Here is a 14698-nt window from a genome sequence, read left to right as displayed (position 1 = left end):
TCATAGGTTCGGTTGTAATTGCCGATAGGCGCGATCAAAAAAAATCAGTGGATCGCCACCGTGGAGGCGCATGTCCAGAACGCGCCCGACAAACAACGTGTGATCCCCTCCTTCATAGGAGGCCCAAACACGGCACGCCACCGACGACAAACAAGTCCGGAGCACCGGAACCCCTTTCACCCATTCGTGCTGCGGTTGCAAAGCCGGGTCTGGCTTGCCGCCGTAATGCCGGGACAACGCCTCCTGATCTCTTCGCAAGATGCTCACTCCGAAGGTTTCTGCCTTCGCGATCATGTCGTGGGTGTGGGTTTTTTTATCCACGGACACAAGGATGAGGGGCGGATTCAGCGAAACCGAGGTAAAGGCATTGGCCGTCATTCCATGCACGCCCCCTTCATGGTCGACCGTCACAACGGTCACCCCGGTCGCGAATGTTGCCATCGTTCGACGAAATTCATCGGCCTGAACCTCCACAGCCACGTTCAATCCCCCTTTACCATGCTCAGCTGTCATCAATTAGACATCCATAACGATGGAGGCCCGATTCACCTGCTTCGCCTCCGCCAGGCGGAAAGCCTCGTTAATTTCTGACAAAGGGAAGGTACGGGCAACCAATTCGTTGTATGGAAACGCATTCCGGGTCATGACCAAAAAATCCAACGCCTTCTTGAGATACCTTGGCTCATACAGCGATACGCCGATGATGGACTTATTCCCAAAAACCAGGCGTGAAGGATCGAGTTCAACCGTCTTTCCCAGACTGATATTCCCAATTTCTAGATATCGGCCCCCCACGCGCAGCAGTCGTAAACCCTCGGAGATCACCCCGGGGTGTCCGACCACCTCCACCGCGACATCAGCGCCCAGGCCATTCGTGAACTCTCTCACGAGACGAAGGCGCTCCTTCTCATCATGCTGAGAAAGCGGAATGATTTCGTCGGCACCGAATTTCCTGGCTAAAGCCAGGCGTTCCTCGACGCCATCCAACACAATCACTCGTCGAGCCCCCAGGGTCTTCGCAACCGCAGTGGCGTAGATGCCCAAGCCTCCGGATCCTTGGATCACCACCGTCTCCCCCGCGCGCAAACCAACGCGATCCAACCCGTACATGACTTGAGACAAAGCACAGTTAGCGCCAGAGACCACATCGTCCCCCAACTCATCTGGCACCTTAAAAATCACATGCTGAGGGGGAAGATAATAATAGTCTGCAAACCCTCCGACAAAATGAGGCGGCTTTAAGCAATTGTCGAGCATGGCCATCTTCAGCCGGCGACACCCGATAGAAAAACCTGAGGTGCAGTTCTCACATCGGCCACACGCAAAAAAATACGGATAGACCACGCGGTCCCCGATATGGAGCGGGTTGCCGAAGGAGTCGGTTTGAATGCCCGCGCCCAGCGAATGCACCACACCCGTCATTTCGTGCCCAAGAATCGTCGGCAGCTGCCCCCCTAAGCCACGGGTTTGAAAGTCCCCGTGCCATGCGTGAAGATCAGATCCACAGACGTTACACCGTTTGACGCGTATGACGACAGCACCGGGTTCGGGGTCAGGGACCGGAAACTCTTGCAACTCCAAATCTTTATTTGGATGCGCAAATACAGCAGCCCTTCCATACGTCGCCATTCAACGCGCCTCCCTTTGTAGGTTTCGCCCTTATAACCCATACTTTGCAACCTTGCGATAAAGTGTGCCTCTCGCAATTCCTAACTCTTTCGCTACTTTTGAAAAATTCCCTTGATGTTTGATCAGCGCCTCGCTGATTAAGCGCTTCTCAACATCCTCAATCCTCTGGGCGGTAACCTCTTCGCGGGTTCTCAAATATACGGGCAAATCTTCCATCTGCGCCCTTCCACTTTCGGCCACTACGACCAATTGGTGAATAACGTTCTCCAATTCCCGGACATTTCCTGGCCAGACATAAGACAAGAGGACTTCTCGAACCTCTTCATCCAAGCGGACGTTTTTTCCTTCCATCCGATTGAATCGGTCTAAAAACGCTTTGATCAAGGCTTCGAGATCCCCCCGCCCCCTTTCCCTCAGCGCGGGCAAATGAATAGACACGACACTCAGGCGATACAAGAGATCCTTTCGGAATCGATTCTCATTAGCAGCTTTGAACAAATCGATATTGGTCGCAGCAATGATGCGCACGTCCAGTGCAATCTCTGTGGTCCCTCCCAGGCGGGTGATCCGACTCGTTTGCAGTACGCGGAGCAGATAAGCTTGTAGGTCTAAAGGAAGTTCGCCGATCTCATCTAGAAACAAGGTGCCTTCTTGAGCAAGTTCAAAATACCCCTTTTTCCCCCCTTTTCGGGCGCCCGAAAAGGCCCCTTCCTCATAGCCGAACAGTTCACTGGCGATGAGTTCTCTGGGAATCGCGCCGCAGTTTACGGGAACGAAAGGACCTTTCCGCCTGGGGCTGTCATGATGAATGGCTTGGGCAAACATTTCTTTTCCCGTTCCCGTCTCGCCCAAGAGAAGAACATTCGCCGTACTCCGGGACACCCGCTTGGCCAATTCCAGAGCCTTGGCAAACCGACTTCCCGATCCAACCAGCCGTTCAAACGTGACCAAGGGCTCCTTATCCGCATGGTGGTCGCCTGCACCCCGAGTTCCTCCAGACCGATCCATGGAAGCCAACACGACCAACCACCCGATCGGCTGATCGCGCCGATAACAAGGAATACTCATTAAACGAACGGTCCTGCCACGTTGCAGCGTTACGTACTGTTCCTGTTCCACAAAGGGAATATCCCGCAATATTGTTGCCAAATCAGGTACCTCACTTAGAGGAATAGGCAGGCAACTCACGGAAGTCGAGCAGTAATCTTGAAAAAACTCTTGATTGGCCGCCACGATCCTGTGAAATCGATCCAAGGCAATCACCGGCCAAGGAAAAAACGAAGCGACCTTTTTCTGAAACGCCAGGATCAACTCCATGCGATCCAGTTCCGCTTCATATCCAAGCCGCTGCTCAAGCGCTCGGCCGGTCATCGAGACGGCAGTAAGATTCTGTGGATGGAAAATATTGCAAGTCGACGATATATCCAGAATCCCCGAAATCAAGCCGGTCACCGGATGGATGACCGGCACCGAGTAACAGCTCCAGACATGCAGGGTCTCTGAGAAGTGCTCCGTTTGAGTCACCAGAACGGGCTGCTTGGTAATGGCCGCCAGGGGCAGGGCGTTTGTCCCAACGGCATTCTCAGTGAACACGCCTCTCGGCATGATATGCGCATCCTGGGCCTCTTCGAGGATTCCCGGATCCCCCCACGTCTTCAGAATCGTGGCCTTTTCATCGCTGAGGATGATCACTACTTTCGTTCCTGCAAAATAATCGGAAAGTTGTTCCACCACAGGCCGACACAGTTTCAAGAAATGCTTTTGACCATCCACATTACGCTGGAAAACGTCCGTTTTCTGGAGGGGGGCTCTCTGATTGAACTTGGCGCCAGAACTCGCGCTCCGGATCCACGACTCCTGTACATGAGGTTTGACCACGGTCGAATCAATCTCGCCATACACCCGAAATCTTTCCCAGGCGCGATACAACCGTCTCACCGTTTCGGTGTTGGGAAACGTGAAATCACGGTATTGCGCCAGCACGCTCCATCCCTCCCACCGTTTATCGGGTGCAATGTCTTAATTCAAGCCACCGGCCACCCGCTCTCGCAACAACCGTTTATTAAACTTTCCGGCTCCGGTTCGAGGAATCTCCTCCACAAAAATGAAGTCATCCGGCACCCACCATTTTGCAAATTTCCTTCCTAACCATGTCGCGAACTCTTTCTTGAGATCTTCAGGACGCAGTTCTTTTGGAGCCTCAGATCTTAGTACGACAAATGCCACTGGCCGTTCGAGCCATTTTTCATGGGGAGCAGCAACGACCGACGCCTCCAACACGTAGGGGTGCGCCATCAACTCGTTCTCTAAATTGACCGAAGAAATCCATTCGCCCCCGCTTTTGATCAGGTCCTTGGCACGATCCACCAAATGGAGAACGCCCTCTTCGTCCACCGTGGCCATATCCCCGCTCTTCCACCAGCCGTCTTCAAAAGAATCTTTCGAACGCTCATCGTTGTAGTAGGACTGGGCTACCCATGGCCCTCGGACATAAATTTCGCCGATTTCCTGGTCGTCCCAAGGAACGGTCTGTTTGTTTATCCCCACCACTTTGATTTCAATCCCAGGCACCGGAATCCCTTGTCTTATGCGTATATCCAGCTTCTCGTCGTAAGTGAGTCCCTGCTGGTGCCGCTTAATGTGCACTGTGGTCGCGATGGGGGCGCTCTCGGTGGCACCCCAGGCCGTAAAAATCGGCACTCCGTATCGCTCAAGATATTCTTTCATCACCGCTTTTGGAGTGGCCTGGCCCCCTAACATGAGAGCGCGCAGGCTGGATATATCGTAAGGTTTTTGCCTCAAAACCCCTAGCATATCGATGCCCACTGTCACCGCCGCCGCGGCAAAAGTCGCTTTTTCAGACTCAATCAATCCCAGGATATCTTCGGCATGCGGACGGCGACCCGGCAAGACGAGGTTTGAGCCCATCCAGATCCCGGCAAAAGGAATCCCCCAGGAATTGACGTGGAACATCGGCACAACCGGCAAAAGGGTGTCCAACTCGCAAATCCCCATTGAATCGACCAGTCCGAGCGCCATCGCGTGCAAATACAATCCGCGATGGGTATAGATCACTCCTTTCGGTCTCCCGGTCGTCGCGGATGTATAACACATTCCGGCTGCCGACTGTTCATCGAGATCCTCAAAGACAAAACTGGAATCCCCCCCGCGAATCAAGTCTTCATAAGCCATCACGGGTTTAAGGGATGTCTCGGGCACGGTGTCGTCCAGGACAATGTACGACTTGACCGTGGTCAGCTTCGGTGCGACCGCTTCGATGATCGGTACCAGGTCGGGATCTACGCACACACAAGCGGACCCGGCGTGGTTCAGTATATACGCAATGTCATCCTCAGACAGCCGGATGTTCACTGTATGCAATACCGCACCGTAGCAAGGAATGGCGAAATAGAGTTCCAAATGCCGATAATTGTTCCAGGCAAACGTGGAAACCCGATCCCCCGGTTTGATGCCCAAATCCTTAAGGGCAGACGCAAACCGGTGAACTCGCTCGATAAAATCGCGATACGTATAGCGAAACAAGCCCTCTTCTTGCCGTGACATGATCTCGCTCTTTGGAAAATACCTCGTGCGCCACAGTATGGATCGCAGATTGAGCTGAAACCCCGCCATCGGTCTCCCTTCTTTCCCCGCTGTACATTTACCGTGAATCGTTCCTGCGATCTGAATCTAACCGGTTTGTGTATGAGGAGGACGGAGGCGGAACGTTGTTCGCCTTGCCGCCCTCCGCGGTAGAAATCAATCCGCCCATTCGCCATCCTTAGGAAATGACGAGAAATCTTCCGGCTCGTGGGAAAAATACACCGGAACTCCCGCCGACTCAATCGCTTGAATCTTTAGATATGAATCGGACAGCAACTCGACATTCCAGTCGTACGGCATCGGAGCCCGCGCCCGGTAAGCCTCCTTCAAATGGGCCACGTCAGCGGCCAAGCAGATTAAACCCCGATTCTCGAGCCGCAGCAACATCGCCTGATGTCCCGCCGTATGACCGGGAGTTGAGATCAGACGAATGGTCCCATCCTGGAACAGATCGACATCTCCTTTGATCTGAATAAATGTATATCCCCGGGTGTCCTTGTAGTCATTGTAACAGTAGACCGCCCCCGGCCAGGGATCCGGCCACCACGCGTACCGGAGCTCATCTTTTTGCACCACAAACGTCGCTTGGGGAAAATGGCACATCCCGCCCGCATGATCCAGATGCATATGGGACATAATGACCCACCGCACATCCTCGCAGCGGTAGCCCAGCCGCTCCAGTTGACGATCAATCGCCTGATCTCTCGACATGGAACAACCCAGAGCCTCGCGCAAGCCGGGACCCCAGTGCCGCTCCGCCAATTCCGGATCGGACACTTGGTAATTAACCCCTGTATCAAACAAGATCAAACCCTGTTTCGGATGTTCCAGAATCCATACGCTCGTGGGGACGGACACCATGCCCGAGGCCCCGGTCATCAAGATCCCTTTGTCGATATTGAGCGGACCACAGTCCACCACCGTCACTTTAACGCCTTGCGCCATCTCGCCATCCTCCTCAATCCATCCAATTTGGCATGACCTCAGTAGCAAAGAGCTCCAAAGAGCGCATTTGTTCTTCATGGGGAACCAACCCCGGATATTGCCACATCAACAAGTATTCCGGATTAAATTTCTTGACGAGGTCTTCGATATAACGATTCACCGTATCCGGGCTGCCCACATATTCAAATCCCCGTTCCACCAACTCCGGATATTGGCACCGAAGCGAGCCGCTCTCGCCCTGGCGCCGCAGCGCTTCGTCAAATCCCAATCCTCCAAACCACATCGGCCAAACAAATCCGTTGCCGATCGACGCCCACTGATGCGCCTCCTCGTCGGTTTTGGCCACCAACACATCGCGGAAAATACCGATGTTCTGACCCCAGGAATACTGGCGTCCAACCTTCGCCGCTTCGTCATAATAGGCGGTCATCAGGTTCCGAATCGCCGTCTCGTCGGTGTTCAACATGAATGGAACGATCCCTTCTCGACCACAAAAGCGAAATGTCTCTTCGCTGAACGAGAAGGGCTGCCAGATCGGTGGATAGGGTTTCTGGTAGGGCTTCGGCGCGATTCCGATCTCCACCACCTTGCCCCGCTCATCAATCCCACGCCCGTACTTTCGGACGGCCTCGTGGTTGAAATCCACGTCATCCGGGGGAATCTTCCACCATTCCCCCTCATATCGGAAGGTATCTTCAGTCCAGGCTTTGATCATAATTCGATAGTGTTCTTCAAAAATTCGCCGGTTGCGAATGTCCATCTCGCTTTTGTCCGATAAGGTCGCTCCGACATGGTACAGTTGTCCGAGAGTGTCCGCCCACCGTTTTTGATAACCGCGGGCAATCCCCACAATAATCCGCCCACGAGTCATGTGATCAATCATGGCAATATCTTCCGCCAAACGAATTGGATTCTGGAACGTCAGAACATTTGCGAGTTGAGTGACTTTAATATACTTTGTTTGCATCGCCATGTAAAGGTCTAACAGCAATGGATTATTGGACGCTTCAAATCCCTCAATGTGAAAATGGTGTTCAGTGAACGCCACAGCATAAAATCCCATCTCGTCCGCGGCTCGAACCTGTGCACTGATCTGCCGCAACATGTTCTGGTAATTCTGATTATTAATCCCGGCCATCCCTTTTTCAAACTGAGCCTTCGTTCCCACGGTGGGTAGATAAAACAGCACAAATTTCACGTCTTTTGTCCTCCTCTACGAAATCTTGGGCGACCAAATTGCACATCAAAAGGGAAACAACGCTTTCAACCGGACGATTGCGCCTTCCGCCAATTCTACTGCTTTTCCTTCTTGGGCGAACTGTTCCCGAGCTTTTGCGCACCATGGACCTTCGGGATAAAACGTCATCTCTCCTTTGCCTTTGATCCCGTATCCCCGCTCCCAGTCATAGGCCAAAACAATCACTCGCGGTGACGTTTTTAGCAAATGCACGGTCCTGGAAGTTTTATCTTCAACAAAAAACAAGGCATGCTCTTCGGGCAACACCTCCACTTTTCTCTTTGAAATGTTGGGATAATGATCCTCGCCGGCACAGGCCACCAGCACCCGAAAGCCCACCTTTTCCACCAACTGGCGGAACCCGGCCCAATCGTCAACCACCTCCCGCACCTCCTTTTGACAGACAGCCTTAGATCCACCCGGATCCATCAATTTATTATTAGCAATACGCATGCCAGGGCGGTGGCACTGATTCTGTGAGGTCAATGATCAATATTTTGTCTCATTATTGAACAAAGGGTTGTCTCGTTTTAGACCAATTCGTAAATTGTGTTAATATATATTCCATATATTTGAATAACTGTTAGCAAAATGCGCTTCAAGTGTCTTGTCCCCTGATCTCAAACATATCTTCGCAGAGGCAATTAGCGCTGAGGTTTCAAACGCTTCGCTTGCTCCCGAAGGGCAAAACGCTGGAACTTCCCCGTGCTGGTCATTGGGAAACTCTCCACCATTTGAACGGCTTCCGGCCAATGATTCTTGCTAAGCCCTTTCTCTCCCAGATACCCGGTCACTTCTTCAAGGGTGATCACATCCCCAGGGGTCTTGGGCACGATGAACACGGCTGCCCGCTGGCCCAGCCGTTCATCCGGCATGGCCACCACGGCCGCCTGACCGATTCGAGGGTGGGTATAAAGAATTTCCTCGATTTCCCGGGGGTCAATTTTGTATCCGCCGCGGTTAATCAAGTCATCCCGGCGAGAAACGAAGGTGCAATAGCCATTTTCGTCCACCCGCACAATGTCCGCTGAGTGAAACCAACCCTCGTTGTCGAACATCTTTCGCGTGTTCTGGGGTTGGCGGAAATATCCCGGAACAAAGTTGGCTCCGCGCACCCAGATCTCTCCTTCACAAGGAGGCGTCAGACGGCGGCCCTCCTCATCCACAAAGCACTCTTCCCAACCCTCCACCAGCTTTCCGAAGGATGTGCTGGTGACCTCGATGCTATCCCCCGGACGGGTGCTGTGGGTGGCCCCTCCTTCCGTATATCCGTAAAAAGCGTTGATTTCCGCTCCCAGGCGCCTATTCAAGATTCTCAGAATTTCAGCCGGACAAGGAGCTCCGGCATAAGCTCAAAGATGTACTCCAAATCGTATTCCGTATACGGCATGTGACACAACACGGGCAGAACATTGGCTTTCGCCGCCCCTAATAAAGAAATCAAGAAATGGCTGGTATTGGGTAACTGGATGGCGATCCGATCCCCGGATTGAATCCCCATTTCCAACAAAGCGAGGGCAAACTGGGTCGTCTTCTCATCCAATTCCCGGTAAGTCAGAACCGTTCCATCTTCATCCACAATCGCCTGGGCATTAGGGTTCTGTTTCGCGTGATTTTCCAGAAAATAGACGAAACTCTCTTCTTTCCACTTACCCGTCTGCAAGAATTCCAGAACTCGCTCCTTCGTGATCCAGACATCGTCTCTTGAGACCAAGCGATCTATGCTGCGTGCAAGTTTTTTCATCCATCGACTCATCACCCCATAATCCTATTTTGCGACTTGAGAAATTCCTTTTTCAATTGCGCGGCAATGATGTTTTTCTGGATTTCGGAGGTGCCTTCATAGATTTTGGTGATCCGCGCATCCCGGTAGTACCGCTCAACTGGCATCTCTTTCATGTATCCCATGCCGCCGTGGATCTGCAGCGCCTTGTCCGCCACGCGGTTGTACACCTCTGAACCCAACAACTTCGCCATCGCCGCTTCCTTGATCACATTCATCTTCTCGTCCACCATCCACGCCACCCGGTACGTCAGGGAGCGCAACGCCTCAATGTCCAGCGCCATCTCTGCCAGGTAGTGCTGGATGATCTGCTGTTCAAATATGGGCTTACCGAACTGCTCGCGCTGAAATGCATACTCAATAGATAATTCCAATAGTTTCACGCAGGAACCCAAATTGCGCGCCGCCAACCCCGCACGGCCGTTCGCCAGGATCTTCAGGGCGTTCACGTATCCCTGTCCCTCTCGCCCCAGGACATTCTCCACCGGCACCTCGCAGTCTTCAAAGAACAGTTCCACAGAATGGGAACCCCGCAACCCCATCTTTTCTTCGATTTTGCCGATACGGAAACCCGGAAAATCCCTCTCCACGATGAACGAGGTGATCCCCTTGGGCCCCATCATTGGATCGGTAACCGCCATCACGGTGAATACCTGCGCGATCGAACCATTGGTGATAAAATGTTTGGAACCATTTAAAATGTACTTGTCCCCTTTCCGCACAGCGGTGGTCTTCAAATTCGCGGCGTTGGAGCCGGCACCGGGCTCTGTCAGAGCAAACGCCCCGATCCATTCGCCGCGGGCCATGGGAGGAAGGTATTTTCGCTTTTGCTCCTCATTTCCCATTTCCACAATTCCTACGGATCCGATGCCCGTATGCCCGCCGATGACCGTAGTAAACCCGTTGCTCGTTTTCCCCAATTCCTCATATATGGCACATTTCCCCACCATACCGATCCCGAGCCCACCATACTCCTCAGGGATGCTCAGCCCAAAAAGGCCCAATTCCTTGCTCATTTCCATAATTTCCAGCGGAATCTCGTCCTTGTCCTCAATTTCTTTCGCACGCGGATCCACCGTTTGGTACACGAAATCTTTCACCGTCTGTTTCAACATCTGGATCTCTTCCGGCAAACGAAAGTCCATGGATCGCTCTCCTTCCCGCTCCATCAATCGTAATCTTCATCCAATGCATCCTGGATAACAATCATCAGAAATCCTACATATTGGATCCGTTAGACACCAAAAAGAAGAACCGTCAATATTCTTTTTCTATTGCTTACAGATCTATAATATTAGATTTTCATCCTTTTGTCACGCATCAAACCGCTGTCCCTTAACGGTTTTACGTTCCAGCCTGGAGGAGGCTCAGCACACGTGCACTGAGCCCACGCAGCCTGCTATCTTCCCCACTCTCACGCCATCGTCAAGCCACCGGACACGCTCAATGTCTGGCCGGTCACATACGAAGCTTCATCAGAAGCAAAGTAACATACAGCATTGGCGATGTCCATCGGTTCCGCCAGCCGCCGAAACGGGATCGCTTTTTCCAAGGCAGTGGAAATCTTCGGATTGTACGAGGTAATCTCCTCAAACAAGGGGGTGTTCGCCGGACCCGGGCACACCACATTCACATTGATCTTGTAACGGGCCATCTCCCGGGCCAGGGTCTTGGAGAAGGCGATCACCCCGCCTTTCGCCGCCGAATAGACCGCCTCTCCGCTGGAACCCACCCGGCCGGCATCAGAACTGATATTGACCACTTTGCCGTAGCCCTGTTCAATCATGAGGGGCAGTACCAGCTTGCACGTATAGAGGACGCCTTTCAGGTTGATGGAAATCACCTTGTCCCAAGTTTCTTCGTCACTGTCCAAGAAGGGTTCCACTTTGTCCCAGCCCGCATTGTTCACCAGTACGTCGATGCGGCCGTAAGTGCTTTTCGCCTGTTCCACCATAGCCTCAACATCTACCCGTTTCGTCACATCCACCTTCACGGCCAGCGCCTGTCCGCCCCGGGACGCAATCGCCTCAGCAGTAGAGGCAGCGTTTTCCAGAATCAGATCGGCGACGACCACTCTGGCTCCTTCGTCTGCCAATTTTTTGCATATGGCTTCGCCGATCCCCCGACCGCCGCCTGTAACGATCACCACTTTGTCTCGCAACCTCACTTTGTCGCCGCCCCCCACTTAATTAAGATGCGATTCAGCTCTTTCTCCCAATCCCGTCCGCCGGCTTTCGCGCCCGCGATTATGGATCCCAACTTACCGCCTGAATTGGCGGAAGTCCGGCTTCCTTTTTCCCACAAACGCATCGCGACCTTCGAGCGCCTCTTCCGTGCGGTAATACATCGCCAGTGAAGCCATGGACAGTTGCGTGATACCTTCTATATTTGCGCTGTCTGCGTTAAAGGAGTATTTCAACATCTTGAGGGCAGTGGGACTCTTGTCGAGGATCTTTTGACACCAAATGTCCACTTCTTCCATCAATTTCTCGTGGGGGACCACTTTGTTGACCAACCCCATCTGCAGGGCTTCCTCCGCCGTATACTGTTCACACAGATACCAGATCTCCCGCGCCTTCTTCTCCCCTACGATGCGCGCTAAGTAAGCACTGCCGAATCCGGCGTCATAACTTCCCACCCTCGGCCCCGCCTGGCCGAATGTGGCCCTATCGGATGCAATGGTCAAGTCGCACAGAATGTGCAAGACGTGGCCGCCGCCGATGGCGTATCCGTTGACCGCCGCAATGACCGGCTTCGGGATATTGCGGATGACACTGTGAAGTCCTTCCACCTCCAGTCCGATCCCGGCTTCCAACCCGCCGCCGGTCCCCGTGTATCCTTCCCCACCGCGATCTTTCTGGTCTCCGCCGGTGCAAAACGCTTTGTCGCCCGCCCCGGTCAACACGACAACTCCAATGGTGTTGTCGTCCCACGCGTCGCGGAAAGCATCGATCAGCTCACGGACTGTCAGTGAGCGGAATGCATTGTACACCTCGGGACGGTTGATGGTGATTTTGGCAACGCCCTCTTTTTTCTCGTAGATGATGTCCTTGTACGACATGATCCTCTTCCTCCCTCCTCGTATGATAGTAGTAGAAGGTCTTCTTCGTTGAATTTCCAGTAGGTCCGGAACTGCTGGAGCAGCGCTGGAGAACTTCCAGAGCCGGCTCTTTTATCCATCCCTATGAGACAGCTGCTCATAGGGGTGGAGGTGGTGGGCTTCCCCATCCACATCTGTTGGTGTAGGTCGGTTGTCGGCGTGTCTTGGTCTGGCCATGTTTGTGGATCATCTGGATGGGGAAGTTCCCATCGCCGTTGGTTATTGAATCCATCGCGTTTGGTCTTGGAGTTGCACAACCGTCACTCCGTTTCTTTGTCATGCCTTTGTTCCTTGATAATTCCATATCTCTCCACCTCCAGTCGGGGGAAGCCCCAACGTGTTTGGTCGGTGGAGATTTCGACAGCCCGGCCTGCCTGTGGGACAATGGGATCAGCAAGTCTTTCTCGGGAGATTTCTTCCCCTCCTTGCGGACCGTTTGGTACTGCTGTGGAAAGCCTGCTACCCAGGATCCACCACCCATGCTCTAACCACTGGTTGCACCTCCATCCCGGATGGGGTGTAGTGGCCCGCAATTGACATCCGGATGGCTGAGTGCTGATGACGAGGCTGAGGTCGGTGGTTCCCACGGGCACCCAGGTCCGGGACTGGCTTGACTCTTCCCCGAACGGAGGTGAATCCGTTGCCGAAACTGCATGTTGGGATCGACGTGAGCTTGAAGGCCCACCATATTCAATTTATGGATGAGGCCGGTCAGAACTTGGCCTCGTTTCAGATCTCCAATGACCCACAGGGAGCCGACACTCTCATTCACAAGGTCTTGGAGATCACAGAGACCAAGCACATGGATAGCGTCGTTGTCGGCATGGAGGCGACAGCCAACCTCGGCTGGCATCTGGCCCATTACCTCAAACAACAACTCGAGGACCATGCACCACACCTCGACGCTCAGATTCACGTCTTAAACGCGCGGGGAGTGGCTCGTTTCAAGAAGGCGTATGACCACCTTCCCAAAAACGACCGCATCGATGCCTGGGTGATTGCGGACCACCTGCGGTTTGGCCGTCTCCCACAAGCCATGACAGACACGATCCGATACGAAGCGCTTCAACGTCTCACCCGGACTCGGTTTCATGTGATGCAGACCATGTCTCGGGACAAGACCTTCTTCCTGAACCAGCTGTTTCTTAAGTTCAGTGGTCTGCGTCAAGACAACCCGTTCTCCGATACTTTCGGTGCCACGTCGCTCGCCGTCATTCAGGAGCTGGAGCCTGAACAAATCGCTGCGATGCCCCTTGAGGATCTTGTGGCGCTCTTGGTCGACAAAAGCAGAAACAAGTTTGACGACCCAAAGCAGATCGCACAGGAACTCCAAAAGGTTGCACGCAGGTCCTTTCGACTGGACAAGGTGATGCAGGATCCCGTCAATCTGTCGCTGTCCGTTACCCTCAGCGTGATCCAGCACATGGACGCTGAGGTGAAGAAACTCGACCGAGCGATTGCCAGGCTGATGAAAGCGATCCCAAATACCCTCGAGTCGGTCAAGGGCATCGGCCCTGTATACGCAGCCGGAATCATAGCCGAAGTCGGCGACATTCGACGTTTCAAGAACCACAACGCCTTAGCCAAGTACGCCGGACTGGTCTGGAATCAGTACCAATCCGGGGAGTACGAAGCCGATGAAACATCCCGAATGCGTACCGGGAACAAGTACCTGCGCTATTATCTGATTCAAGCTGCGGACCAGGTTCGCCGCCATGATTCCGAGTACGCCGAGTTTTACCGCAAGAAGCACGACGAAGCGCTGAAGCACCAACATAAACGAGCCCTCGTCCTGACTGCAAGAAAACTGGTACGCTTGGTGTTCACACTACTGAGCACCAATCAGCTGTACACACCCCCGGAGAGGAGGAGATAACCGCTACCTCCAGACGGACGGATTTTCCAGTTTTGCACCCATGAACATCGCTCGAAAATTCGGCGAACATCATGGGTTTGGTTAAGGTCGCCCTTTAACCTTCGCATTTGTAACTATTTCCCACATCCATTCCCAATTTTCTTCGACCACCCCCTTGACATTTCACCACTGGGCTTAATACGGTTTGAATTCCCTTCCCAAGAGCTCCCGGGCAATGACGATCTTTTGCGTCTGCGCTGTGCCGTCGCCGATCTCTAGACCGATCACGTCGCGCAGTGGTATCAACAGTTGCCGGAATATCTGTCCAAACCTATCCAGCAACCGCTGTCGGCCTGACCTTTGTCTCCTTCCTTCCGGAAGGGAGCCGCCCCCGGGGTGGGCGCGCTTCTCGGCGTGTGCTTCCTCCCGCGTCCGGCAAGCCAGGATCGGCAAACCGGTCCCCAAGGAAAGAAGCTCAGTGCCATCCCGTACCACACGGGCACTCGCGAAAGGCAGAGGCATGAACCCCTGTCCCGTCCAGGCGGT

14 protein-coding genes are annotated in these 14698 nt (G+C 53.5%); 1 reads left to right on the top strand and 13 read right to left on the bottom strand.

What is annotated here, in order from left to right; all coding sequences use genetic code 11:
• From BTUS_RS06405 to menB, 12 genes are all read right to left on the bottom strand, one after another.
• Positions 1-480 carry a flavin reductase family protein gene (locus tag BTUS_RS06405; protein WP_013075301.1) on the bottom strand — a complete coding sequence of 160 codons (480 nt, stop codon included), beginning with the start codon at positions 478-480 and terminating at the stop codon, positions 1-3.
• Between the two features lie 36 nt (positions 481-516).
• Positions 517-1629, bottom strand: a complete 1113-nt coding sequence (locus BTUS_RS06400) for a zinc-binding dehydrogenase (protein ID WP_013075300.1) — start codon at positions 1627-1629, stop codon at positions 517-519.
• Positions 1630-1659: 30 nt separating this feature from the next.
• On the bottom strand, positions 1660-3612 hold the full coding sequence (locus tag BTUS_RS06395) for a sigma-54-dependent Fis family transcriptional regulator (protein WP_013075299.1): 1953 nt from the start codon (positions 3610-3612) through the stop codon (positions 1660-1662).
• Positions 3613-3648: 36 nt separating this feature from the next.
• Positions 3649-5262: a long-chain fatty acid--CoA ligase gene (locus tag BTUS_RS06390; protein ID WP_013075298.1), complete on the bottom strand. Its 1614-nt coding sequence runs from the start codon at positions 5260-5262 to the stop codon at positions 3649-3651.
• A gap of 126 nt (positions 5263-5388) precedes the next feature.
• Positions 5389-6177, bottom strand: coding sequence for an N-acyl homoserine lactonase family protein (locus BTUS_RS06385; protein ID WP_013075297.1), 789 nt, complete (start codon positions 6175-6177; stop codon positions 5389-5391).
• Positions 6178-6190: 13 nt separating this feature from the next.
• On the bottom strand, positions 6191-7375 hold the full coding sequence (locus tag BTUS_RS06380) for an LLM class flavin-dependent oxidoreductase (protein ID WP_013075296.1): 1185 nt from the start codon (positions 7373-7375) through the stop codon (positions 6191-6193).
• A 45-nt stretch (positions 7376-7420) separates the two neighbouring features.
• Positions 7421-7795, bottom strand: a complete 375-nt coding sequence (locus tag BTUS_RS06375) for a pyridoxamine 5'-phosphate oxidase family protein (protein WP_013075295.1) — start codon at positions 7793-7795, stop codon at positions 7421-7423.
• Between the two features lie 263 nt (positions 7796-8058).
• The gene (locus BTUS_RS06370; protein ID WP_052300564.1) at positions 8059-8724 is read right to left on the bottom strand and encodes a class I adenylate-forming enzyme family protein; all 666 of its coding nucleotides are present in this window, start codon (positions 8722-8724) and stop codon (positions 8059-8061) included.
• 5 nt (positions 8725-8729) lie between these two features.
• Positions 8730-9158 (bottom strand): AMP-binding protein, encoded by a 429-nt coding sequence (locus BTUS_RS16785; protein ID WP_169307948.1) that lies wholly within the window; start codon positions 9156-9158, stop codon positions 8730-8732.
• A gap of 11 nt (positions 9159-9169) precedes the next feature.
• Positions 9170-10342 (bottom strand): acyl-CoA dehydrogenase family protein, encoded by a 1173-nt coding sequence (locus BTUS_RS06360; protein WP_013075294.1) that lies wholly within the window; start codon positions 10340-10342, stop codon positions 9170-9172.
• A 269-nt stretch (positions 10343-10611) separates the two neighbouring features.
• Complete coding sequence (locus tag BTUS_RS06355) at positions 10612-11364, bottom strand: SDR family NAD(P)-dependent oxidoreductase (protein WP_013075293.1); 753 nt, start codon at positions 11362-11364, stop codon at positions 10612-10614.
• Positions 11365-11457: 93 nt separating this feature from the next.
• A complete protein-coding gene (gene menB, locus BTUS_RS06350) occupies positions 11458-12258 on the bottom strand; it encodes a 1,4-dihydroxy-2-naphthoyl-CoA synthase (protein WP_013075292.1) in 801 nt (266 codons plus the stop codon).
• 679 nt (positions 12259-12937) lie between these two features.
• Here menB and BTUS_RS06345 point away from each other — a divergent pair.
• Positions 12938-14173, top strand: a complete 1236-nt coding sequence (locus BTUS_RS06345) for an IS110 family RNA-guided transposase (protein WP_013075291.1) — start codon at positions 12938-12940, stop codon at positions 14171-14173.
• A 174-nt stretch (positions 14174-14347) separates the two neighbouring features.
• Here the strand turns inward: BTUS_RS06345 and BTUS_RS06340 are convergent, their stop codons facing one another.
• Positions 14348-14674: a hypothetical protein gene (locus BTUS_RS06340; RefSeq protein WP_123809247.1), complete on the bottom strand. Its 327-nt coding sequence runs from the start codon at positions 14672-14674 to the stop codon at positions 14348-14350.
• Between the last annotated feature and the right edge of the window lie 24 nt (positions 14675-14698).

This window comes from Kyrpidia tusciae DSM 2912, from assembly GCF_000092905.1.
Classification (GTDB): domain Bacteria; phylum Bacillota; class Bacilli; order Kyrpidiales; family Kyrpidiaceae; genus Kyrpidia; species Kyrpidia tusciae.
The sequence above is the reverse complement of the archived record's forward strand: the minus strand, read 5'-3'. Positions and strand labels throughout refer to the sequence as shown.

What these genes read in the sequence shown, in the direction of transcription:
- BTUS_RS06400 (WP_013075300.1), bottom strand. Translation starts at nt 1,629, where the DNA reads ATGGCGACGTATGGAAGGGCTGCTGTATTTGCGCATCCAAATAAAGAT.
- BTUS_RS06390 (WP_013075298.1), bottom strand. Translation starts at nt 5,262, where the DNA reads ATGGCGGGGTTTCAGCTCAATCTGCGATCCATACTGTGGCGCACGAGG.
- BTUS_RS06385 (WP_013075297.1), bottom strand. Translation starts at nt 6,177, where the DNA reads ATGGCGCAAGGCGTTAAAGTGACGGTGGTGGACTGTGGTCCGCTCAAT.
- BTUS_RS16785 (WP_169307948.1), bottom strand. Translation starts at nt 9,158, where the DNA reads ATGAAAAAACTTGCACGCAGCATAGATCGCTTGGTCTCAAGAGACGAT.
- BTUS_RS06360 (WP_013075294.1), bottom strand. Translation starts at nt 10,342, where the DNA reads ATGGACTTTCGTTTGCCGGAAGAGATCCAGATGTTGAAACAGACGGTG.
- menB (WP_013075292.1), bottom strand. Translation starts at nt 12,258, where the DNA reads ATGTCGTACAAGGACATCATCTACGAGAAAAAAGAGGGCGTTGCCAAA.
- BTUS_RS06340 (WP_123809247.1), bottom strand. Translation starts at nt 14,674, where the DNA reads ATGCCTCTGCCTTTCGCGAGTGCCCGTGTGGTACGGGATGGCACTGAG.